The sequence below is a fragment of the Amycolatopsis acidicola genome (assembly GCF_007713735.2).
In the GTDB taxonomy this organism is placed as follows: domain Bacteria; phylum Actinomycetota; class Actinomycetes; order Mycobacteriales; family Pseudonocardiaceae; genus Amycolatopsis_E; species Amycolatopsis_E acidicola.
Genome location: NZ_VMNW02000014.1, coordinates 35,312 through 58,146 on the forward strand (window position 1 = coordinate 35,312; position 22,835 = coordinate 58,146).

The window sequence follows — 22,835 nt, forward strand, 5'->3', positions numbered from 1 at the left end:
TCACAGCTCCATTCCGGTGTCCTCGGTGATCCCGGCCCGCCGGTGGTATTCGCGGACCAGCTCCAGCCGCGCCGGCCCGCGCGGGCGCCTGCCGGGCCGGATGTCGCACGCCAGCGCCTTGCTCTCCTGGATGTGGCTGTTCGGCTCGAGGCTGATCGAGCCGAGGTCGTTCGCCGAGTCGCCGGTGACCAGCCCGCTGGAGCCCCAGTGATAGGGCACGCCGACCTGGTGCAGCACCTTTCCCTGCACCCGCAACGGCGTCATCCGCTCGGTGACCAGCACCCGTGCCTCGATCGCGGCGCGCGCGGTGATGATCGTGGCCCAGCCCGCGTGCTCGAGCCCGCGCTCTTCAGCCAGCTCGGGGGAGATCTCGCAGAACATCTCGGGCTGCAGCTCGGCGAGGTACGGCTGCCAGCGGCTCATCCCGCCCGCGGTGTGGTGCTCGGTGAGGCGGTACGTGGTGAGCACGAACGGGAACACGTCCGCGCCCGGTTGCGCGCCGCTGGGCTGGAGCCGGTTTTGCTTGTGCGGCAGGAGTTGCCGCACCGGGTTGTGCTGCTGGCCGTACAACAGGTTGGGGAACGGCGACTCCTGCGGCTCGTAGTGCACCGGCATCGGGCCGTCGGTCAGCCCGGCAGGCGCGAAGAGCCAGGCCTTCCCGTCTGCCTGCATGATGAACGCGTCCTGGCCGCTCAGCGCGTCCGGCCCCGTCGCGCCTTCCTCCGGCTGGAAGTCCGGCGCCTTCGTGGCCTTGAAGTCGGCGATGTCGTGCCCCGTCCACTTCTGCTGGGCGGCATCCCACCAAACCAGTGCTTTCCTTTCGCTCCAAGGCTTTCCGTCCGGATCCGCGGAGGCGCGGTTGTAGAGCACGCGGCGGTTCATCGGCCACGCCCAGCCCCATTCGGGCGCGACCCAGCTCTGCTCGGTGCCCGGTTTGCGCCGTGCGGACTGGTTCACGCCGTCGGCGTAGACGCCGCAGTAGATCCAGCAGCCACAGGTGGTCGAGCCGTCGTCGCGGAGCTGTTCGTAGCCGGACAACGGTTCGCCGTCGGCGTTCCAGCCGTTGACCTCGGCGAGCACGGCCTCGGCGTCGGGGTCGTCGAACTCGCCCTTGGTGGGGTAGTCCCACGTCAGGTCCAGCACCGGCCGGTCCCGCTCTTCGTCCGAAGTGGACAGTTTCTCCCTGATGATGCGCCCGAGGTGGTAGGTGAACCACAGATCGCTGCGCGCGTCGCCGGGCGGCTCCACGGCCTGGTGGTGCCATTGCAGCATCCGCTGGGTGTTGGTGAAACTGCCGTCCTTTTCGGTGTGCGCGGCGGCGGGCAGGAAGAACACCTCGGTGGCGATGTCCTCGGTGCGCAGCTCACCGCTTTCGATCTCCGGCCCGTCCTGCCACCAGCTCGCGCTTTCGATCAGCGAGAAGTCCCGCACCACCAGCCAGTCCAGGCTGGCCAAGCCAAGCCGCTGCATCCGCCCGTTCGACGAACCGACCGCGGGGTTCTCGCCGTAGAGGAAGTACCCCTTGCAGGTGCCTTCCAACTGGGCCAGCACGGTTTCGTACGTGCTGTGGCTGCCGGTCAGTCTTGGCAGGTAGTCGAAGCAGAAGTCGTTGTCCGGCCGGGCCGCCGGGCCCCAGTAGGCCTTGAGCAGGCTCACCAGGTACTTCCGCATGTTGCCCCAGTAACCCTTGCGCGTGCTCTCCGCCTCGATGAACGTGTCGAGGTTTTCGTTGGTGTGCGCGTGCGGCATCGGGATGTAGCCGGGCAGCAGGTTGAACAGCGTCGGGATGTCCGTCGACCCCTGGATCGACGCGTGCCCGCGCAGTGCGAGGATCCCGCCGCCAGGGCGGCCGATGTTGCCCAGCAGCGTCTGCAGGATCGACGCCGTGCGGATGTACTGCACGCCGACGCTGTGCTGGGTCCAGCCGACCGCGTAGCAGAAGGCGCTCGTCCGGTCGCGGCCCGAGTTCTCAGTCAGGAGGTCGCAGATCTGCCGGAACTTTTCCGTTGGCACGCCACAGATCTGTTCGACCACTTCCGGCGTGTAGCGCGCGTAATGCCGTTTGAGGAGCTGGAACACGCATCGCGGGTGCTGCAGCGTCGGATCGGTCTTCGGCTCGGCGCCGACCTCCGCGCCGCCGGAACCGTGCGCCTCTCCGCGCGCCGCTTCGCTCACGGCCGCGCCGCCGCGGGTCCGTGCGTCCCACTGCTGGTCGCGTTCGCCGGAAGCGGCCTGCATCTCCGCGCCGTCGTACTGCCAGGTCTCCGTGTCGTAGCTGCGGTTTTCCTTGTCCAGCCCGGAAAAGAGCCCGTCCAGATCCTCGGTGTCGGCGAACTCCGCACCGATGATCGTGGCCGCGTTCGTGTAGGCCAGTACGTACTCGCGGAAGTCCTTGCCCTCGGTCAGCACGTGGTTGACGATCCCGCCGAGGAACGCGATGTCGGTGCCCGCGCGCAGCGGCACGTGGATGTCGGCGAGCGCGCTGGTGCGGGTGAACCGCGGGTCGACGTGGATGACCTTGGCGCCGCGGGCCTTCGCTTCCATCACCCACTGGAAGCCGACCGGATGGCATTCGGCCATGTTCGAGCCCTCGATGACGATGCAGTCGGCGTTGGCGAGGTCCTGCTGGAACGTCGTGGCGCCCCCACGACCGAAGGAGGTCCCCAGACCGGGAACCGTGGAGGAGTGTCAAATGCGAGCTTGGTTCTCGATCTGGATCGCGCCGAGTGCGGTGAAGAGCTTCTTGATCAGGTAGTTCTCTTCGTTGTCCAGTGTCGCGCCGCCGAGGCTCGCGATGCCCACCGTCCGCCGCACCGGCGTGCCGTCGGCCTCCCACTGCCACCCGTGCTCGCGGGCGGCGATGGTCCGGTCGGCGATCATGTCCATGGCCGTGTCGAGGTCGAGTTGCTCCCACTCGGTGCCGTAGGGCCGGCGGTAGAGCACCCTGTGCTCGCGTGCGGGGCCGGTGGTGAGCTGCAGGCTCGCGGATCCCTTGGGGCACAACCGGCCGCGGCTGACGGGGGAGTCGGGGTCGCCCTCGATCTGGGTGACCTCGCCGTCCTCGACGTACACGTTCTGGCCGCATCCGACGGCGCAGTACGGGCAGACGGACTTGACCACCTTGTCGGCGGTGCTGACGCGGGGAGTGAGTTCGAGGGAGATGCGGCTCCGCGCGGCCGCGCCGCGCCCTGTGACGTCACCCTGCGTGAACTGCCGGTACACCGGCCAGTCCCGCAGCCATCGCGCCAGGCCCATGGCCACCTCCGTCCCGCTGTCGGTTGCAGCGGTACCCACTCGCCCGGCGCGTCAATCCTGCCGATCGCGCCGAGGGCGATGATGGCGCGAACCGGCCAGTCTTTCGCGGGCGCCGAGGTTAGTTTCGCGGCATGTCGAGCCTCAAAACCGTCCAGGAAGCCTGGAAAGCCTTCGCCACCCACGACGCCGAGCAGATCGCCCCGGTGTTCACCGAAGACGCCGAATGGCTCGCCCCGCCGGGCAACGCGACCGCCCAGTTCCTCGGCGGCTCGCATCACATGATCGGCAGGGCCGCGATCGCGCGATTCCTCGCCGACGACTTCCCCCGCCTGTTCGCCCGCGACGTCTCCGTCGATTTCCACGCCTTCCACGCCGACGGCGATCGCGTGATCGTCGAGGAAACCATGACGGCCACCCTCGCCGACGGCCACCACTACGAGAACGACTACTGCCTGATCTTCGAGTTGCGGGACGGGCTGATCCACCGGGTGCGGGAGTACATGGACACGGCGCGGGGGCAGGCGATGGTTTTCGGAGTCAGTCCTCGTTGAGGAAATAGCCGTAGGGTTCGGCCGCGTCCCAGAGCGAAGGCTCGGCGAAAACCGCGTGGAGCTCCGGAGTCATCCACGTCTTCCATTCGCCGACCTTGCCCCGCCGGACCATCCGGCCTGGTTCACCCGATCGGCCCTGCCTGGCGAGCACCTGATCCTCGTGCGCGCGCATGGCCTCGAAGGAGCTCAGGTCCATCGCCTGTCGCACCGCGGAACCCTCGACGGGTATCTCGAAGGTGGACAGGGCTCGGCTCATCGTCCCGACCGGATCGGACTTGAGATCCTCGAACCGGGTGACCACACACCGGGCGACGCTCCCGCCGATTTCGGGCCAACCTTCGAAATGGTAGGTCCACAGGTCGATCGGGCAAAGTCCGCCGAGATGGGGGATCCGCAGCCAGTCGGCGAACGAGTGGGCCGATGCCACTTCCTCGTGCCACACGTCCTTCACATAGCGGTAGTCGGAATACAGCAGGTCCCGGGGATCCCGCACCAGTATCCAGATTCCGAATACGGGGAGTTCCGCCAGTTCGGCCAGCGTCGAATAGGTCTTGAAGAAGCAGATCGAGTCGAGATCGACGCGGGAGACGCCGGCGGAGTTTTGTTCCAGATACGAATTCAGGCGTTGCCGGTAGTCGGTGTGCTTGGCCAGCGGCAGCACCGCTCCGTCGTCCTGCAGCGCTTCGGTGAAAGCGTCGACGTAGTTGAGGCCCAGCGCGTGGAGGGCGTTGGCGACGATCGTCTTGCCCGCCCCGCCGAGTGTGTTGATCGGCACCGCACGCGAGTCGAGTTTTCGTTCATTGTCGTTGTACACCTTGCCCAACTGTGCGCGAAGAATCTCCCCGGTGGCGTCTTCTTGCGACATCGCTGCGCTCCCTCGGCGGTCGAAGGCGTTTGACGCTAGCCCTGTGGTGCGGCGCCGGCTGTACGGCTTGCGCACGTCTTCGGCTGTTTCGCGCACGAGTTCGTCGGCCGTGCCGGTGGTGACCAGGTCAGCTTGATCGCGCTTTCCGGCTACCACGTGGTCTACCGGCTCGCGGCCAACCTGGAGCACCTCCACGCCGCGCGTGGCGTCCGACCCAGCGGACATGAATCGGCCCCTACCGCAAATCTGCTGGTAGGGGCCGGTTTTCGCATTTCGAGAAGGGTGCCCTCGGCAGGATTCGAACCTGCGACACCTGCCTCCGGAGGGCAGTGCTCTATCCCCTGAGCTACGAGGGCCCGTTGCCGGGCAACGCAGTGAAGCTTAGCGCATGGCCCGGCCGTCTCCCGCACAGGCCACCCCCTCCCGCGGGGCGGTCTCGGATTGGGTAATCGGCTCGGAGGGGGTAGGTTCCAGCGCAAGTAAGGCTTACCTGTATTGCATACATGCGCATCTGACTATATGTTGGCCCTGACGAGGAGGCACGTGATGGGACACGGCCATGGGCACGGCACGGCGAGTGCCTCGGGCAGGCACCTGCCCCGGCTCGTCGCGGCCCTGTGCATCGGCATCGTCTTCCTGATCCTCGAGATCGCCGTCGGCGCCCTCACCGGCTCGCTGGCGCTGATCTCCGACGCCGCCCACATGCTCACCGACGTCTTCGGCCTCGGGATGGCGCTCGTGGCGATCGTGCTGGCCCGGCGCAGCGGGCCGACCTATCGCCGCACCTACGGGCTTTACCGCGCGGAAGTCCTTGCGGCACTGGGGAACGCTGTACTCCTCTTCGGCGTCGCCGGCTACGTGCTCGCCGAGGCGATCGGGCGCATCACCGACCCACCCGAGGTGCCGGGGCTACCGGTCCTGCTCACGGCTGTCGCGGGCCTGCTCGCGAACCTCGTGTCGTTCGCGCTCCTGCGGGCCGGCTCGAAGGAAAGCCTGAACGTCCGCGGCGCGTACCTCGAAGTCCTCGCGGACCTGGTCGGCTCCGTCGGCGTGCTCGTCAGCGGCGCGATCACGCTCACCACGGGCTGGCGCTACGCCGACCCGATCATCGGTGTCGCGATCGGACTGTTCGTCCTCCCGCGCACGGTCACCCTCGCCCGCCGGGCGCTGCGCATCCTGTTCCAGCACGCGCCCCGTGAGGTCGACGTCGAGCGCATCGCCACCGAACTCACCGGCCTCGACGGCGTCCGCGACGTGCACGACCTGCACGTGTGGACACTCACCTCGGGCATGGACGTGGCCTCCGCGCACCTGGCCGTCGAACAGCACGCCGAACCGGCTCAAGTGCTTGTGGCGGCGCAAACCCTGCTCGCGGACAACCACGACATCAAGCACGCCACCCTGCAGGTCGAACCCTGCGAATCGGCCAAGCGGTGCGAGGAACTGACCTGGTAGCTCAGAGCGGCTGAGCGCCCCGCGCGGCCAGCATCTGCTTCATCAGCACCATCTCGGCGCCCTGCGAGTCCAGGATGCTCTGCGTCAGCGTCTTCACCGCGTCCACCGACGTGTGATCGTGCGCGTACTGCGCCATCCCGGTGCCGCCCTGGTGGTGCCGCAACATCAACTGCAGGAAGTACACGTCCAGCTCCTGGCCGGACAGCGACCGCAGCTTCGCCAGCTCCGCGTTGGTCGCCATGCCCGGCATCGGCGCGTCGGCCGACGTGCCGCTCGTGCTCATCCCCGCCATGTCGTGCCCGCCCGAGGACATCCACGACATGTACGCGCCGGTGGTCTGCTCCGGCTGGCCCCACAGCATGAGCCAGCCCTTCATCCGGCCGACCTGCTCCAGCTGCGTGCTCTGGATATCGAACGCGAGCTGCTTGACCTGCGGATCCGTGCTGTGATCGCGTGCCCAGTTGGCCATCGTGACGGCCTGCAGGTGGTGCACTGACATGTCCTGCGCGAACCCGACCTCCACCGAACCGGCACCAGGGGTGGCCTGTTCGCCGGAGTTCAGCGCCCGCTGCGTGAGGAACATCCCGATCACCGCGCCCACGAGGAGCACGGCGATGACGCTGGCGGCGATCACCACCGGCCGCGAGCGGGGCGTTCGATCCGGCTCTGCTTCGGCTACTTCTTCTTGGTCCATGAGGAAAAGATCACTGGCTCGCGGAGGTCGGGGCGGCAGGCGCGGTCGACATGCCGCCGGTGGTGTCCTGCTGGGCACCCGTGGAACCCTGGTAGTTCATCGGCTTGGCGTCCGGCCCCGGCGGGCTCGGGTCGAAGGCCGGCGGGTTGTCCGGGTCGAACTGGCCGGGCCCGAGCGCGTCACAGGACGCGCCGACCTCGGGATAGGTGTTCTGGTTGGTGCGCAACGCCGTGATGAACTCGTCGATCCGCTCGTCGTCGGCGTTGTCGACCTTCAGCTGGTGGCCCCAGGACTGCAGCGAGATCGGCTTGTCGAGGCCGGGGTACGGCGACATCATCGTGTAGGGCTTGCCCTCGACCTTGGCCTTGAGCTTGTTCAGCGCGTCCCCGCTGACCTGGTCGGGGTTGTAGGCGATCCACACCGTGCCGTGCTCGAGCGAGTGCACCATGTTCTCGGTGCGCACGGCGTTCGGGTACACGATCCCGTTGCACGCCGCCCAGTACCCGTCGTGCGGTCCGCCGAACGGCGGCGAGTGGTCGTAGGCCACGCGCTCCGTCGGCAGGATGTGCACGCTGCCCTGGTACTGCACGGTCACGATGCCCGGGATCTTCAGCGACGGGTCCGGGTTGTCCGCGCTCGGCGTCCACTGTGCCAGCGCGCGTTTCGGGGCGGACTGGACCAGGTAGTACGTGACCACGACGGCGGCCAGCGCCACCACGGCGACCACGGCGATGACCGTGCCCCACGGGAAGCCCCGCCGGGCGACGACCGAACCCCGGGCCGCCCTCACAGCGTTCTTCGAGCTGCGCTTCTTCTTCGTGCCGCTGGCCATGGCTCCCGCATTCGAGGTGAGGTGGATTTGCCCAGGGTGGAGTCTAGAGACCGGCCGTCTGGTCGCTGTCAACGGCCGAGCTCGGGCCACTTACACTCGCGTGGTGACTCCCGCCGTGCTTGCCGACCTCGTCCGCTCGTCCGCAGTCCAGGTGCTTTCCGCGCGTGGCCTCGATCAGGCCGTGCTGCCGGAAACCGTGACGATCGAGCGACCCCGCAATCCCGAGCACGGAGACTACGCCACCAACGTCGCGCTGCAGGTCGCCAAGAAGGCCGGCATGGCGCCGCGTGACTTCGCGCAGGCGCTCGCCGACGAGGTCGCCAAGGACGAAGGCATCGCCAGCGCCGAGGTGGCGGGCCCGGGCTTCCTGAACTTCCGGCTCGCCGCCGCCGCGCAGGGCGAGCAGATCCGCCAGGTGCTCGCCGCGGGCGCGGCCTACGGCACCGCCGACACCCTCGCGGGCCAGAACATCAACCTGGAGTTCGTGTCCGCGAACCCGACCGGTCCGATCCACCTCGGCGGCACCCGCTGGGCCGCGGTGGGCGACGCGCTGGGCCGCGTTCTCGCGTCGCAGGGCGCGAAGGTCACGCGTGAGTACTACTTCAACGACGCGGGCGCGCAGATCGACCGCTTCGTGCGCTCGCTGATCGCCGCCGCCAAGGGCGAGTCCGCCCCCGAGGACGGGTACGCGGGCGCGTACATCAGCGACATCGCCGCCGAGGTGCTGCGCCAGCAGCCGAGCGCGCTGTCGCTGCCGGAGCAGGAGCGGCACGAGACGTTCCGCAGCATCGGCATCGAGCTGATGTTCAGCGAGATCAAGAAGTCCCTGCACGATTTCGGCACCGACTTCGACGTCTACTTCCAGGAAGACTCCCTGCACAAGAGCGGCGAGGTGGCGCGCTCGGTCGAGGCGCTGAAGGAGTCCGGGAGCCTCTACGAGGCCGACGGCGCCTGGTGGCTGCGCTCCACGGAGTTCGGCGACGACAAGGACCGCGTGGTCATCAAGAGCGACGGCACCCCGGCGTACATCGCGGGCGACATCGCGTACCTGCAGGACAAGATCGGCCGCGGCTTCACCCTCTGCTTCTACATGCTCGGCGCGGACCACCACGGCTACATCGCCCGGCTCAAGGCGGCCGCGGCGGCGCTGGGCCACGACCCGGCGGTGGTCGAGGTCCTCATCGGCCAGATGGTGAACCTCGTCAGCGACGGCAAGCCGGTGCGGATGAGCAAGCGCGCGGGCACCGTGATCACGATGGAGGACCTCGTCGAGGCCGTCGGCGTGGACGCGGCCCGCTACGAGCTCACGCGGTACTCGGTCGACTCCACCCTGGACGTCGACCTGGACCTGCTTCGCAAGCACAGCAACGACAATCCGGTCTACTACGTGCAGTACGCCCACGCCCGTCTCGCGTCGTTGCAGCGCAACGCGGACGAGCTGGGCCTGAAGTCGGACGGCGAGGCGGACCTGAGCCTGCTGACGCATCCGCGCGAGGGCGACCTGATCCGTACCATCGGCGAGTTCGGCAAGACCCTGGAGAAGGCGGCCGAACTGCGCGAGCCGCACCGCGTCGCGCGGTACCTCGAAAGCCTGGCCAGCGCGTACCACAAGTTCTACGACGTGGCGCGCGTGCTGCCGCAGGGTGACGAGGAAGCCACCCCGCTCACCTTCGCGCGGCTCGCGCTGTGCGAGGCGGCACGCCAGGTGCTCGCCAACGGTCTGTCCTTGCTCGGTGTCTCCGCCCCGGAACGGATGTAACTCGCCATGGCCCACCCCGCAGGTCCGCTGCACGCCGAAGTCCACCCGCACGCCGACAGCTCGGGCTTCCCGCCGTCCACGGCGGACGAACTGGATCGCCTGTACCCCAAGGTGTGGCCCCGCAACACGTTCCGCGGCGCGGACGGCGTGGTGCGGATAGCGGGGGTCGACGTGCGCGAGCTGGCCGCCACCTACGGCACGCCGCTGTTCGTCGTGGACGAAGCCGACTTCAAGTCCCGCTGCGCGGAGTACGCCGAGGCGTTCGACGACCCGGCGCTGGTGCACTACGCCGCGAAGGCGTTCCTGTCCACGGAGATCGCGCGCTGGGTCGCCGGGCAGGGCCTGAGCATGGACGTCGCCAGCGGGGGAGAGCTGGCGGTCGCGCTGCGCGCCGGTTTCCCCGCCGAGCGGATCACGTTCCACGGCAACAACAAATCGGTCGCCGAGCTGGAGCAGGCGCTCGACGCCGGTGTCGGCACGGTGGTGCTGGACTCGTTCTACGAGATCGCCAGGCTCGCCGACGTCGCCGCCCGCCGCGACGTGGTGCAGGACGTGCTGGTGCGCGTCACGGTCGGCGTCGAGGCGCACACCCACGAGTTCATCGCGACCGCGCACGAGGACCAGAAGTTCGGGTTCTCGCTCGCGGCGGGTGACGCGGCGGAAGCGGTGCGCCGGGTGCTGAACGCGGCTTCGCTGAAGCTCGTCGGCCTGCACAGCCACATCGGCTCGCAGATCTTCGACGCCGACGGGTTCGAGGTCGCCGCGCGCCGCGTCGTCGGGCTGCTCGCGGAGCTCGCCAAGGAACACGGGGAAGCGTTGCTGGAGCAGCTTTCCCTGGTCGACCTCGGCGGCGGGTTCGGCATCGCGTACACCGACAAGGACAACCCGCCGCCGCCCGCGCAGCTGGTCACGCAGATCCGCGAGATCGTGCGCAAGGAGTGCGAGTTCGCCGGGCTGCCGGTGCCGCGGATAGCCGGCGAGCCGGGCCGCGCGATCGCGGGCCCGGGCACGGTGACGCTGTACGAGGTGGGCACCATCAAGGACGTTTCCTTGGGGGACAACGAATCCCGCCGCTACGTCAGCATCGACGGCGGGATGAGCGACAACATCCGCACCGCGCTCTACGACGCGCTCTACGACTGCCGGCTGGTCTCCCGCTCCGCCGACGACGGCAGCGGCTCGGTCGGCGCCGCGCTCTCCCGCGTGGTCGGCAAGCACTGCGAGTCCGGCGACATCGTGGTCCGGGACTGCTGGCTGCCCGAAACCCTCGCGCCCGGCGACCTGCTCGCGCTCGCCGCCACCGGCGCGTACTGCTACTCGATGGCCAGCAACTACAACCGGCAGCCGCGTCCCGCGGTCGTCGCGGTCCGCAACGGCAGCGCACGGCTGCTGCTGCGCCGCGAGACCGTCGAGGACATGCTGCATCTGGAGGTGTCGTGAGCTCACTGTCTACATCGGACGGCAAGCCGGTGCGCGTCGCCCTGCTGGGCTGCGGCACGGTGGGGACCGAGGTGGTCCGCCTGCTCACCGACCAGGCCGGCGAGCTCGCCGCCCGCGCCGGCGCGCCGATCGAACTCGCCGGGATCGCGGTGCGCCGCCCCGACAAGCACCCCGAGCTCCCGCAGCACCTGCTGACCGCCGACGCCGCCGCGCTGGTGGAGTCCGATGTGGACGTCGTGGTGGAGCTGATCGGGGGCATCGAGCCCGTCCGCAGCTGGCTGCTCACCGCGCTGCGCAAGGGAAAGTCGGTCGTCACGGCGAACAAGGCGCTGCTCGCCGAGTACTCCGCCGAACTGTCCGAAGCCGCCGACTCGGCGGGCGCGGACCTGTACTACGAGGCCGCGGTGGCCGGCGCGATCCCGTTGCTGCGCCCGATCCGCGAGTCGCTCGCCGGTGACCGGATCACCAAGGTGATGGGGATCGTCAACGGCACCACCAACTTCATTCTGTCCGCAATGGACTCAACGGGCGCGGGCTACGCCGAGACCCTCGACGAGGCGAGCCGGCTCGGGTACGCGGAGGCGGACCCGACGGCCGACGTCGACGGGTACGACGCGGCGTCCAAGGCGGCGATCCTCGCGTCGCTCGCGTTCCACAGCCGCGTGACCGCGTCGGACGTGCACCGCGAGGGCATCTCGTCGGTCGGCGCGTCGGACATCGCGGCCGCGAAAGCCTTGGGGCGCACCGTAAAGCTGCTCTCGATCTGCGAACGGGTCACGGCCGACGACGGCACCGAATCGGTGTCCGCGCGGGTGCACCCGGTGATGCTGCCGCGCAGCCACCCGCTGGCCGGGGTCGGCGGCGCGTTCAACGCGGTGTTCGTCGAGGCCGACGCCGCGGGCGAGCTGATGTTCTACGGCCAGGGCGCCGGTGGCGCGCCGACGGCGAGCGCGGTGCTCGGCGATCTCGTCGCCGTGGCGCGGAATCTCGTGGCCGGCGGCCGCGGCCCGCGCGAGTCCGCGCACGCCGCTTTGCCGGTGCGGCCGATGGGCCACACCCCGACGCGCTACCACATCAGCCTCGACGTGGCCGACAAACCGGGTGTGCTGGCCCAGGTGGCGCAGGAGTTCGCGGAAAACGGCGTGAGCATCGCGGCCGTGCGCCAGCGGGACAAGCTGTCCACCGCGAGCCTGGTCATCGTGACGCACCTCGCACCGGACGCGGCCCTGGACGCCACGGTGACCGCGATCGGGAAAATGGACGTAGTACACGAAGTCGTCAGCGTGATGCGTGTGGAAGGCGAGGACTGAAAACATGGCTACGCCTGGTTGGCCGGGAATCATCGAGGCCTATGCCGACCGGGTGCCAGTCCCGGCCGGCGCGAAGGTCATCACGCTCGGCGAGGGCAACACCCCGCTGATGCCGGCCCCGCACCTGTCCGAGCTGACGGGCAGCACCGTCTACCTCAAGGTCGAGGGCGCGAACCCGACGGGATCCTTCAAGGACCGCGGGATGACGGTGGCGATCACGCACGCGCTCGCGAGCGGGCTGCAGGCGGTCATCTGCGCCTCCACGGGCAACACCTCCGCCTCGGCCGCCGCGTACGCCGCACGCGCCGGGCTCACCTGCGCCGTCCTTGTCCCGCAAGGAAAGATCGCGATGGGCAAGCTCGCCCAGGCCGTCCTGCACGGCGCGCGCATCCTCCAGGTCGAGGGCAACTTCGACGACTGCCTCGAACTGGCCCGCAAGACCGCGATCGACCATCCGGTGACACTGGTCAACTCGGTGAACCCGGTACGGATCGCGGGGCAGAAGACCGCCGCCTTCGAGATCTGCGACGTGCTGGGCAAGGCGCCCGACATCCACTGCCTCCCGGTCGGGAACGCGGGCAACATCACCGCTTACTGGGCCGGCTACAGCGAATACGCGGCCGACCGTGTGGTCGAAACCACACCGCGGATGTTCGGCTTCCAGGCCGCGGGCGCCGCTCCGCTGGTCCTCGGCGAGCCGGTGAAGGACCCGGACACGATCGCCACCGCGATCCGCATCGGCAGCCCCGCGTCGTGGCAGGCCGCGGTCAAGGCGCGCGACTCCTCGGGCGGGCTCTTCGACAAGGCCACCGACGAGCAGATCCTTGCCGCGTACCGGCTTTTGGCCAGCAAGGAAGGCGTGTTCGTCGAGCCCGCGTCGGCCACGAGCGTCGCCGGGCTGCTGATCACCGCCGCGGACGGGCGGATCCCCAAGGGGTCCACTGTGGTCTGCACGGTGACCGGGCACGGGCTGAAGGACCCCGCGACGGCACTGGAGGGCAACGTCGAGGTCGAGCCGCTCGCGGTGGATCCGCGGGCCGTGGCGGCGGCGCTGGAGCTGTCGTGACCTCGTTCAAGGTGACCGTGCCGGCGTCTTCGGCGAACCTCGGCCCCGGCTTCGACGCGCTGGGCCTCGCGCTGGGGTTGTACGACGTCGTCGAGGTGCAGGTCATCGAGTCGGGGCTGAAGGTCGAGGTGCTCGACAATGGCGCGGGCGGGGTCGCCGACGTGCCGACGGACGAGACGCACCTCGTGGTGCGCGCGATCCGCCGCACCTGCGAACGCCTCGGCGTGCACCTTCCCGGCCTGCATCTGCGCTGCAGCAACGCGATTCCGCACGCGCGGGGCCTCGGTTCCTCGGCCGCCGCGGTGGTCTCCGGCGTCGCCGCGGGCTACGCGATCGCGGGCAGGCCAAGGGACAACGGCGCCGTGCAGCTCGCCGCCGAGTTCGAGGGACACGCCGACAACGCGGCGGCTTCGCTGTTCGGCGGCCTCGTGATCGCGTGGTGCGACGGAGGCGAGTTCCACGCCCGGCGGCTCACCACGCACGAGAGCCTGCGGCCGGTGGTCGCGGTGCCCGAACTGCGTTCCGCGACGGCGACCACGCGCGGCCTGCTGCCCGCCGAGGTGCCGCACCACGACGCGGCCTTTACCGCGGGGCGCGCCGCGCTCGCCGTGCACGCCCTGACCAGCGATCCGAGCCTGCTGCTCGCGGCCACGGAAGACAAGCTGCACCAGCACTACCGGGCGCCGGCGTACCCGGACACCACCCGGCTGATCGCGGACCTGCGGGCGGCGGGGGTCGCCGCCACCGTCTCCGGCGCCGGTCCGACGGTGCTGGCACTGACCACGGACGGAATAATCCCGGCGGCCGTGGACGTTTCCGGTTTCGAGGTCATGGAACTGCCGGTCGACCTGGCAGGAGTCCAGGTCACGGCGGGATAGCGAGGATGCGGCTGATTCGCGCCACTCCGGGGGTGGTTGTTGCACCCGCACCCCGGTCGGTCTACCCTCGGGGGCGTTCGATCACCGTGCGTTTTCCGCACCTGGTGTCGGTTCCGGGGGGTTTCCCGGATCGCATCTATCGTTTGGGCCGATAATTCCGCAGAGATTTGGTGCTAGGGATTGACCTCAGGCGGGTTTCCGGTAGCCGCGGTGGCGAATTCAGTGTGTCCCGCGTGGGGCATGCAACCCTCCGTGTGGCGGCTCCGCCGCTGTGACCTGCGGTGTCAAGCCGGAAAAGCCGCATCCGGAGGTACGAAACACCGCTGCGCGATCAGACGCGGGCGGTAGTCCGCTGATCCACCTGGAGGCGTGGATCGGTCAGGAAGGACATGTGTGAGCAACACCGATCTTTTGAGCGGTGACCTGGATGCCCAGGCCGCTCCGGTCGCGGAGTCGGCGACCCAGTCGAACGGCACCACCGCCAAGCGCCGCAGTGGCGGCCTGTCCGGCATGGTGATCGCTGACCTGCGGGAACTCGCGGCGGAACTGGGCGTCGGGGACACCAAGGGCATGCGCAAGGGCGATCTGATCGCCGCGATCCGCGAGCGTCAGGGCAAGAGCCCCCGCAAGCGCGCGGCGGCACCGTCCGGCGACACGCTCCCGTTCGACGGCGTCGCTCCGGCGCCGGAGAAGAAGGCCGCCGCGCCCGCCGAGAAGCGGGAGAAGGCCGTGGAGAAGCCTGCCGAGCAGCCGGCCGCGCGCCCGGCCGAAAAGGCGCCGCAGGCCGAGACGGCCGAGCGCCAGGCCGAAGACACGCCGCAGGGTGGTGAAGAGGGAGGTCGCCGTGAAGGGGGCAGCCGTCGTCGCCGCAGCTCCAGCCGTTCCGCGGGCAGCCCGGACGGCGGCCAGCAGCAGGGCCAGCAGCAGCGTGACGGTGGCCAGCGCGAGAGCGGCCAGCAGCGTGAGGGCGGCCAGCGCGACGGCGGTCGTGACGGTGGCCAGCGTGACGGTGGCGAGCAGCGTGAAGGGCGGCGCCAGCAGGGCGGCGGCAACCAGTCGCAGAACCAGCAGCGCAACAACGGCGGGAACAACAACCCCCGCAACAACAACGATGACGACGACGAGGGCGGCCGTCGCGGCCGCCGGTTCCGGGACCGCCGCCGTCGCGGTGGCCGCGGCGAGGGTGGCGGTGGCGGCACCGACACCGAGATCCGCGAGGACGACGTCCTGCTCCCGGTCGCCGGCATCCTCGACGTGCTGGACAACTACGCGTTCGTCCGCACCTCGGGCTACCTCGCCGGGCCGAACGACGTGTACGTCTCGCTGTCGCTGGTGCGCAAGTACAACCTTCGGCGCGGGGACGCCATCACCGGCGTCGTCAAGCAGCCGCGCGAAGGCGAGCAGCAGCGGCAGAAGTTCAACCCGCTGGTGCGGGTGGACACGATCAACGGCCTCGAGCCGGACGCGGCGAAGAAGCGGCCCGAGTTCACCAAGCTGACCCCGCTCTACCCCAACGAGCGGCTCCGCCTGGAGACCGAGTCCCACAAGCTGACCACCCGCGTGATCGACCTGGTGATGCCGGTCGGCAAGGGGCAGCGCGCGCTGATCGTGTCGCCGCCCAAGGCCGGTAAGACCACGATCATGCAGGACGTCGCGAACGCGATCACCACGAACAACCCCGAGTGCCACCTGATGGTCGTGCTCGTGGACGAGCGGCCGGAAGAGGTCACCGACATGCAGCGGTCGGTGAAGGGCGAGGTCATCGCCTCCACCTTCGACCGCCCGCCGTCGGACCACACCTCGGTCGCCGAACTGTCCATCGAGCGGGCCAAGCGGCTCGTGGAGATGGGCATGGACGTGGTGGTCCTGCTCGACTCGATCACCCGCCTCGGCCGCGCGTACAACCTCGCGGCCCCGGCGTCCGGCCGGATCCTCTCCGGTGGTGTCGACTCGACGGCGCTGTTCCCGCCGAAGCGTTTCCTCGGCGCGGCACGCAACATCGAGAACGGCGGCTCGCTGACCATCTTCGCCACGGCGATGGTGGAGACCGGGTCCACCGGTGACACGGTGATCTTCGAGGAGTTCAAGGGCACCGGTAACGCGGAGCTCAAGCTGGACCGCAAGATCGCCGAGCGCCGGGTGTTCCCGGCCGTGGACATCAACCCCTCCGGCACCCGTAAGGAAGAGCTGCTGCTCTCGCCGGACGAGCTGGCGATCCACCACCGGCTGCACCGCGTCCTCTCGGCGCTGGACTCCCAGCAGGCGATCGACCTGCTGCTGTCCCGGCTCCGCAAGACGAAGACCAACATCGAATTCCTCATGCAGATGTCGAAGACGACGTTGGGCCAAGAGGAAGACTGACGTGCGGATGCGGCTGCGCCCTGCTCGCGCAGGGCGCTTCGCCGCAGCCCCGACGCCAGGTGTTTTCTGGGGGTCCAACCCCCAGACCCCGGCCGGGGGCACGCCCCGGACCCCCACCGGCAGGTACCCCGGCCCCGGAATACCCGGTGGCCGGGGTGCGTTGTCGCGAGTGTCAGTCGATCTGGCAGAATCGATCCGCTGAAGTCCGGCTCCGGTTCACCTCAGACGAGGACCCGGCGGCCAAGAGAGAGGACCCCATGAAGAGCGGTATTCACCCCGAGTACGTCGAGACCACGGTCACCTGTGGTTGCGGCAACACTTTCACCACGCACAGCACCAAGGCCGACGGCCAGATCCACGTGGAGATCTGCTCCAACTGCCACCCGTTCTACACGGGCAAGCAGAAGATCCTGGACACCGGTGGCCGGGTCGCGCGCTTCGAGGCGCGCTACGGCAAGCGGCAGAAGAAGGCCGACGCCAAGTAGCTTGCTCGACGGCGCCCGCATCCCACCCGGGGAGCGGGCGCCGCTTTTTTTGCCGGTCCGGCCGAAAGCAGGCGGATACGGGCTGCGGCCGACCTGCTCGCAGGAACCCGTTCCGCCGTGGCTGCCGTCGGATTGGCAATCAACGACAGTGTGTCCAGGTTTTCTCGAAACGGGAGCAACAGGGTGGATTCGTCGTCACTGCACGGACTGCTCGACGAGTACGCCGGGCTGGAGCGCCAGCTCGCGGACCCGGCGGTGCACGCCGATCAGGGCCGCGCGCGCAAACTCGGCCGGCGGTACGCCGAGCTGACCCCGGTGGTGAAGGCGATCGGTGAGCTCGACTCAGCCCGCGAAGACCTTGCCGCGGCACAGGAACTCGCGCACGAGGACGCGGCTTTCGCCGCCGAGGCACAGGAAATCGGTGCCCGCATCCCCGCGCTCGAGGCCAAGCTCACCGAACTGCTGCTCCCGCGCGACCCGTACGACGGCTCGGACGTCGTGATGGAAATCAAGTCGGGGGAGGGCGGCGAGGAGTCGGCGCTGTTCGCCGGTGACCTCCTGCGCATGTACCTGCGTTACGCCGAGCGGCACGGCTGGAAGGCCGAAGTGCTCGACTCGGTCGATTCGGACCTTGGCGGCTACAAGGACGTCACGGTGTCGGTGAAGAGCAAGAGCAGCGACCCCGAAGGCGTGTGGGCCCGGCTCAAGTTCGAGGGCGGTGTGCACCGCGTGCAGCGCGTGCCCGCCACGGAGTCGCAGGGCCGTATCCACACCTCCGCCGCGGGCGTGCTGATCTATCCCGAGCCGGAGGAGGTCGAGGTCGAGATCGACCCGAACGACCTGCGCATCGACGTGTTCCGGTCGTCCGGTCCAGGCGGGCAGAGCGTGAACACCACCGACTCGGCGGTGCGCATCACGCACCTGCCCACGGGGATCGTGGTGTCCTGCCAGAACGAGAAGTCGCAGATCCAGAACCGTGCCCGCGCGATCCAGGTGCTGCAGGCGCGGTTGCAGGCGATGGCGGAGGAAGAGGCGGCGAGCAAGGCCGCCGACGCCCGTCGTTCGCAGGTCCGCACCGTGGACAGGTCCGAGCGGGTGCGCACCTACAACTTCCCGGAGAACCGGATCTCCGACCACCGGGTGAACTACAAGGCCTACAACCTCGACCAGGTCCTCGACGGCGACCTCGACGGGGTGCTCGACGCGCTCGTCAACGCCGACCGCGAGGAACGGCTCGCCGAGGCCGGTGCCAGCTGACCGAATCCGTGTTTGCCGCTCCCGTCGGCGAATTTGCCCTTCCCGTCGGCGTGTTTGCCGCTCCCGTTGGTGTGTTGGCCGCGCGTGTCCGGTTCGCGGGAAAAACCCGCGGCGCGAGTGCGTCCAAAGGAGACTCGCGGTGCGGTTGCGGCATACGTCCCCACGATGTAATGGCCCCTGTGCCAGAGTTAGCAGAGTGAAGCGGCAACCCTTGCGCCTGGCCATCCTCGAGGCGACCAGGATCCTGGACGAAGCCGGCGTCGCGTCGCCAAGGACCGACGCCGAGCTGCTTGCCGCCCATGTACTGGGCGTGGAGCGCGGCAGGCTGCCGCTGATCCCGCTCGTCGACCCGCCGGTGGTCGAGGCCATCGGGCAGCTCGTGTCCCAGCGCGCGAAACGCGTTCCGCTCCAGCATCTGACGGGCTGGGCCGCGCTCGGCGACATCACCGTGAACGTCGGGCCCGGCGTGTTCATCCCGCGCCCGGAGACGGAACTGCTCCTCGAATGGGGCGTTCAGCTGCTCAAGGGCCGCGAGTACCCGGTGGTCGTGGACCTGTGCACCGGCTCGGGCGCGCTCGCGCTGGCCATCGCGCACGCGGTGCCGGACGCGGTGGTCTACGCCGTGGACATCGACGCGAACGCGCTGGCGTGGGCCCGGCACAACGCCGACGCCCGCGCCGCGGCGGGGGACACACCGATCAGGCTGTACTCCGGTGACGTCGGCGACGGCACGATCTTCGCCGAGCTGGATGGCTTGGTGGATCTGGTCGTCTGCAACCCGCCGTACGTCCCGCCGGGCGGGGAGCTGCCGCCCGAGGTGATCGACTACGACCCGGCGCAGGCGGTGTTCGCCGCCGAGGCGGGCCTCGCCGTCATCCGCCAGGCGGTGGCCACGGCGGCGCGGTTGCTCAAGCCGGGCGGCGGGATGGCGATCGAGCACGACGATTCCCACGGCGCCGCCGCGCCCGCGGTCGTCGCGTCGCGCAAGGTGCTGACCGACGTCCGCGACCACAAGGACCTGGCAGGGCGTCCCCGGTTCGTCACCGCGCGCCGGACCTGATCGCAAGGGGAAAGCCGTTTCGTCCCTTGCTTCGCGCCGTGTCCGGGAGGGCACATAGGGCGCCGAAACGCCGGGCGGCGTCGGCGATAAGCTCGCGGGCATGAGTGCGGTGTACGACTGCAGCCGCCCGGATTCGCGGGCGGACGGGCTGGCGGCGGCCGCCGGAGCGGTGCGTTCCAGCCGCCTGGTCGTGTTGCCGACCGACACGGTGTACGGCATCGGCGCGGACGCGTTCGACGCCGGGGCGGTGCGCGCGCTGCTGCGCGCGAAGAACCGCGGCCCGGACATGCCGGTCGGCGTCCTCGTCGGTTCCTGGTCCACAGTGGACGGTCTGGTGCTCGGGACACCGCCGCAGGCGAGAGCCCTGATCGAAGCCTTCTGGCCGGGCGACCTGTCCATCGTGCTGCCGCACGCGCCGAGCCTCCAGTGGGATCTCGGCACCACGCGCGGCACCGTGATGCTGCGGATGCCGCTGCACCCGGTGGCGCTGGAGCTGCTGCGCGAGGTCGGCCCGATGGCCGTCTCCAGCGCGAACGTCTCCGGGAAACCGCCGGCGGCCAACGCGCGGGACGCGCAGGAGCAGCTCGGCGAGTCCGTGTCGGTGTACCTCGACGGCGGTCCGATCGAGAACGCGCGGCCCTCCAGCATCGTGGACCTCACGGCGAGCGAACCCGTGCTGTTGCGCGAAGGCGCGGTCAGCGCGGGGGAGATCTCCGAAGTACTCGGCGTACCGGTGACAGCCCCTTCCTGATGACTCCGATCACGACTGCCGGTCTCCCGATCAGGGAGTACATCCTCGTCGGGCTCATCTCGGCGACCCTGACCTACCTGCTCACCGGTCTCGTGCGGCGCTTCGCCATCCGCGCGGGCGCGATCGCCAACCCCCGTGCCCGCGACGTGCACGTCATCCCGATCCCGCGGATGGGCGGCATCGCGATGTACCTCGGCGTCGCGGGCGGGATGGCGATGGCGCACCAGCTGCCCGTGCTGCGCCGCGCGTTCGAGTACTCGCTCGACCCGGTCGGCGTGCTCATCGGCGGTTTGGTGATCGTGCTCATCGGCGCGGTCGACGACCGGTTCGAGATCGACGCGTGGACCAAGCTCGCCGGCCAGGTGCTGTGCGCGGGGCTGCTGGTGATCTTCGGCGTGCAGTGGAACGTGTTCTGGGTGCCGTGGAGCGGTAACGGGGACGCGCTCGGCTCGGTCGTCATCCTGGACAGCAACCAGGGCAGCCTGCTCGTGGTGCTGCTGGTGGTGCTGCTGGTCAACGGGATGAACTTCGTCGACGGGCTGGACGGGCTCGCGGCCGGGCTGGGCTTCATCGCCGCGGCCGCCACGTGCGCGTTCTCCCTCGGCCTGCTCAACTCCTCCGGCGGCGACGTCGGCGCGTACCCGCCCGCGCTGATCGCCGCGACGCTCGCCGGGGCCTGTCTCGGCTTCCTGCCGCACAACTTCCAGCCCGCGAAGATCTTCATGGGCGACTCCGGGTCGATGCTGATCGGCCTGATGCTGGCCGGGGCCACCACCTCCGCCTCGGGCAAGATCTCCTACGTCCGCTTCGGCGGTTCGGACGCGCTGGCGCTGCTGTCCCCGCTGCTGGTCGTCGTCGCGGTGCTGTTCCTCCCGATGCTGGACCTCGTGATGGCGGTCATCCGCCGCACCCGCCGCGGCGAGAGCCCGTTCGCGGCGGACAAGATGCACCTGCACCACCGGTTGCTGGAGATCGGGCATTCGCAGCGGCGGGCCGTGCTGCTCATTTATCTGTGGGCCGGGCTGCTCGGTTTCGGCGCCGTTTCACTCACGCTGTTCGATACGGCGGCGGTGCTCTGGGTGATCGGGCTCGGACTGGTGCTCGCGGCTCTCGTTTCGGTCATCCCTAGACTGAGGTCGAGGAACCAGCAGGGAGTGTCGTGAGGACTGCTTGCAGGTCCGAACAATCGAGCACCATGCCTGCCGACGCGGAAACGCTGCCGCGGCTCGCCGTGTCCGACAAGGAGGCCGCATGACCGAGCAGACCGAAAACCCCCACGCCCAGTCCGTGCTGCGGCTGGCCGACGCCATGTTCCGGTTCGCGCTGTGGCCGGGAGTCGCGACGGTCGTCGTCGGCGCGGTCGTTTCGTGGTTCTGGGTCGGCGTGCCCGGGCTGCTGGGCGCGATCGCCGGCGGCATCGTGGCGTTCGCCTCATCGCTGGCCACGCTGTGGATGATGCGCAAGACCTCCGCGATGGAGCCGATGGCCGTCATGGCCGTCGCGCTCGGCGGCTACATCTTCAAGGTCCTCGTGTTGCTCGGCGTGATGATGTTGTTGCGTGGCGTGCACTTCTTCCACCCGAAAGCGCTTGCGCTGACGATGCTGGCGGTCATTCTCGTGTGGGCCGCGGCGGAGTTCACGGCCTTCAAGAAGACCAAGATCCCGACCATCATTCCCTCCGCGGACTAGGGGGCATCGATACCGGAACCGGTTAAGGAGTACGGCCGTACGGTGTCGAAAAACCGGCTGGTATCGTCCGCGATGTGGAGGCGGAATATCGGCCGCGCTCCCGATGGCGGAACCCCGACCAGCACTGTGGCGATCGAGACGAGGAGCCACGGGGCAGTGGTCGGCCGGACCGTTCTCGGAGATCTAACGCCGAATTTCCCCGTGGCTGAGTGTTCACCCCTGGTTCACCCTGGGGAGCCGCTTCCAACTGCCCGAAACGTATCGGGTACGTTAAGTCCAGATCGTGACGATTCCCCCGGCGGAGTGAACGCCGGCCGGGAGAACCGGAAGGAGCCCAGTTGGGCGCGCTGCTAGTAGCCGAGGGTGACACTTTCACGCCCCCTGGCGCCGCAGATTTCGACCTGCCGCCGATCTTCGGCTTTGTCACCAAGCCGATGATCCTGGTCGTCTTGTCGGTCATCATCGTCGCCGCGTTCTTCCTGATCAGCTCGCGCAAGCTGAGCATCGTGCCGGGCAGGTGGCAGTTCGCCGCCGAGTCCGTCTACGACTTCGGGCGCAACAACATCGCGCGCGAGCAGATCGGTTCGAAGGACTTCAAACCCTTCATCCCGCTGGTCCTGTCGCTGTTCACCTTCATACTGGTGAACAACCTGTTCGGGATCATCCCGTTCCTCCAGTTCCCGACGATGGCGCACATCGGTTTCCCGGTCGCGCTCTCGGTGCTGGTGGTCTACCCCGTGTACCACTTCGTGGGGATGAAGCGCCACGGCGTCGGCGGCTACCTCAAGCACCAGCTTTTCCCGCCGGGCGCGCCCAAGGCGGTCTACCTGCTGCTGACGCCGATCGAGTTCATCCAGAAGTTCATCATGAACCCGATCACGCTCGCGATCCGGGTTTTCGCCGCCATGTTCGCCGGACACCTCATCCTCATGGTGTTCACCGTGGCCGGTGAGTTCCTGCTGCTGCACGCGAGCGGCGTGTTCAAGCCGGTTTCGGTCGTGTCGTTCCTCTTCGCGCTGCTGATGACGGGCGTCGAGGCGCTGATCCAGGTCATCCAGGCCTACGTGTTCGCCATCCTCTCGGCGAACTACATCGGCGCGGCACTGGCCGAAGAGCACTGATAGAAG

The 22,835-nt window shown here is 69.0% G+C and carries 19 protein-coding genes and 1 tRNA gene; 15 read left to right on the forward strand and 5 right to left on the reverse strand.

Going from position 1 to position 22,835, the window contains the following annotated elements:
- Entirely contained in the window at positions 1 to 3,255 is a 3,255-nt protein-coding gene (fdh, locus tag FPZ12_RS12385; protein WP_150980298.1) for a formate dehydrogenase, read from the reverse strand.
- Positions 3,256 to 3,386: 131 nt separating this feature from the next.
- On the opposite strand from fdh, the gene FPZ12_RS12390 reads away from it, so the two are divergent.
- Entirely contained in the window at positions 3,387 to 3,806 is a 420-nt protein-coding gene (locus FPZ12_RS12390; protein WP_144749566.1) for a nuclear transport factor 2 family protein, read from the forward strand.
- Here the strand turns inward: FPZ12_RS12390 and FPZ12_RS12395 are convergent.
- Together FPZ12_RS12395 and FPZ12_RS12400 are read right to left on the reverse strand one after the other, a co-directional pair.
- Positions 3,793 to 4,896 carry a sulfotransferase domain-containing protein gene (locus tag FPZ12_RS12395; RefSeq protein WP_144749564.1) on the reverse strand — a complete coding sequence of 368 codons (1,104 nt, stop codon included), beginning with the start codon at positions 4,894 to 4,896 and terminating at the stop codon, positions 3,793 to 3,795. The two genes, FPZ12_RS12390 and FPZ12_RS12395, sit on opposite strands and share 14 nt — an antisense overlap.
- A gap of 58 nt (positions 4,897 to 4,954) precedes the next feature.
- A tRNA-Arg gene (locus FPZ12_RS12400) sits at positions 4,955 to 5,027 on the reverse strand.
- 190 nt (positions 5,028 to 5,217) lie between these two features.
- Here FPZ12_RS12400 and FPZ12_RS12405 point away from each other — a divergent pair.
- On the forward strand, positions 5,218 to 6,126 hold the full coding sequence (locus tag FPZ12_RS12405) for a cation diffusion facilitator family transporter (protein WP_144749562.1): 909 nt from the start codon (positions 5,218 to 5,220) through the stop codon (positions 6,124 to 6,126).
- Between the two features lies 1 nt (position 6,127).
- Here FPZ12_RS12405 and FPZ12_RS12410 read toward each other — a convergent pair whose 3' ends face one another.
- Positions 6,128 to 6,820 (reverse strand): DUF305 domain-containing protein, encoded by a 693-nt coding sequence (locus FPZ12_RS12410; protein WP_144749560.1) that lies wholly within the window; start codon positions 6,818 to 6,820, stop codon positions 6,128 to 6,130.
- Positions 6,821 to 6,830: 10 nt separating this feature from the next.
- Positions 6,831 to 7,652, reverse strand: coding sequence for a DUF3105 domain-containing protein (locus tag FPZ12_RS12415; RefSeq protein WP_144749558.1), 822 nt, complete (start codon positions 7,650 to 7,652; stop codon positions 6,831 to 6,833).
- Between the two features lie 103 nt (positions 7,653 to 7,755).
- Between FPZ12_RS12415 and argS the strand changes: the two genes are divergently transcribed.
- The 13 genes from argS to atpB all read left to right on the forward strand — a co-directional run bounded on the left by argS (position 7,756) and on the right by atpB (position 22,829).
- A complete protein-coding gene (argS, locus tag FPZ12_RS12420) occupies positions 7,756 to 9,411 on the forward strand; it encodes an arginine--tRNA ligase (protein ID WP_144749557.1) in 1,656 nt (551 codons plus the stop codon).
- 6 nt (positions 9,412 to 9,417) lie between these two features.
- Entirely contained in the window at positions 9,418 to 10,851 is a 1,434-nt protein-coding gene (gene lysA, locus FPZ12_RS12425; RefSeq protein WP_144749555.1) for a diaminopimelate decarboxylase, read from the forward strand.
- A gap of 5 nt (positions 10,852 to 10,856) precedes the next feature.
- Positions 10,857 to 12,161, forward strand: coding sequence for a homoserine dehydrogenase (locus FPZ12_RS12430; RefSeq protein ID WP_144749626.1), 1,305 nt, complete (start codon positions 10,857 to 10,859; stop codon positions 12,159 to 12,161).
- A 4-nt stretch (positions 12,162 to 12,165) separates the two neighbouring features.
- Positions 12,166 to 13,227 (forward strand): threonine synthase, encoded by a 1,062-nt coding sequence (gene thrC, locus FPZ12_RS12435; protein WP_144749553.1) that lies wholly within the window; start codon positions 12,166 to 12,168, stop codon positions 13,225 to 13,227.
- A complete protein-coding gene (gene thrB, locus FPZ12_RS12440; protein WP_144749551.1) occupies positions 13,224 to 14,105 on the forward strand; it encodes a homoserine kinase in 882 nt (293 codons plus the stop codon). The genes thrC and thrB overlap by 4 nt, the downstream gene beginning before the upstream one ends.
- Positions 14,106 to 14,498: 393 nt before the next feature.
- A complete protein-coding gene (rho, locus tag FPZ12_RS12445; protein WP_208025834.1) occupies positions 14,499 to 16,466 on the forward strand; it encodes a transcription termination factor Rho in 1,968 nt (655 codons plus the stop codon).
- Between the two features lie 257 nt (positions 16,467 to 16,723).
- The gene (gene rpmE, locus FPZ12_RS12450; protein ID WP_144747289.1) at positions 16,724 to 16,951 is read left to right on the forward strand and encodes a 50S ribosomal protein L31; all 228 of its coding nucleotides are present in this window, start codon (positions 16,724 to 16,726) and stop codon (positions 16,949 to 16,951) included.
- Between the two features lie 183 nt (positions 16,952 to 17,134).
- The gene (prfA, locus tag FPZ12_RS12455) at positions 17,135 to 18,208 is read left to right on the forward strand and encodes a peptide chain release factor 1 (RefSeq protein WP_144747288.1); all 1,074 of its coding nucleotides are present in this window, start codon (positions 17,135 to 17,137) and stop codon (positions 18,206 to 18,208) included.
- A gap of 196 nt (positions 18,209 to 18,404) precedes the next feature.
- Positions 18,405 to 19,268, forward strand: a complete 864-nt coding sequence (prmC, locus tag FPZ12_RS12460; RefSeq protein ID WP_144747286.1) for a peptide chain release factor N(5)-glutamine methyltransferase — start codon at positions 18,405 to 18,407, stop codon at positions 19,266 to 19,268.
- 100 nt (positions 19,269 to 19,368) lie between these two features.
- Positions 19,369 to 20,019, forward strand: coding sequence for an L-threonylcarbamoyladenylate synthase (locus tag FPZ12_RS12465; protein WP_144747285.1), 651 nt, complete (start codon positions 19,369 to 19,371; stop codon positions 20,017 to 20,019).
- A complete protein-coding gene (locus tag FPZ12_RS12470; protein ID WP_144747284.1) occupies positions 20,019 to 21,182 on the forward strand; it encodes a glycosyltransferase family 4 protein in 1,164 nt (387 codons plus the stop codon). The genes FPZ12_RS12465 and FPZ12_RS12470 overlap by 1 nt, the downstream gene beginning before the upstream one ends.
- Before the next feature lie 88 nt (positions 21,183 to 21,270).
- The gene (locus FPZ12_RS12475) at positions 21,271 to 21,708 is read left to right on the forward strand and encodes a Cg1360 family ATP-synthase-associated protein (RefSeq protein ID WP_144747282.1); all 438 of its coding nucleotides are present in this window, start codon (positions 21,271 to 21,273) and stop codon (positions 21,706 to 21,708) included.
- 338 nt (positions 21,709 to 22,046) lie between these two features.
- A complete protein-coding gene (atpB, locus tag FPZ12_RS12480) occupies positions 22,047 to 22,829 on the forward strand; it encodes a F0F1 ATP synthase subunit A (protein ID WP_144747280.1) in 783 nt (260 codons plus the stop codon).
- The last annotated feature ends 6 nt before the right edge of the window (positions 22,830 to 22,835 follow it).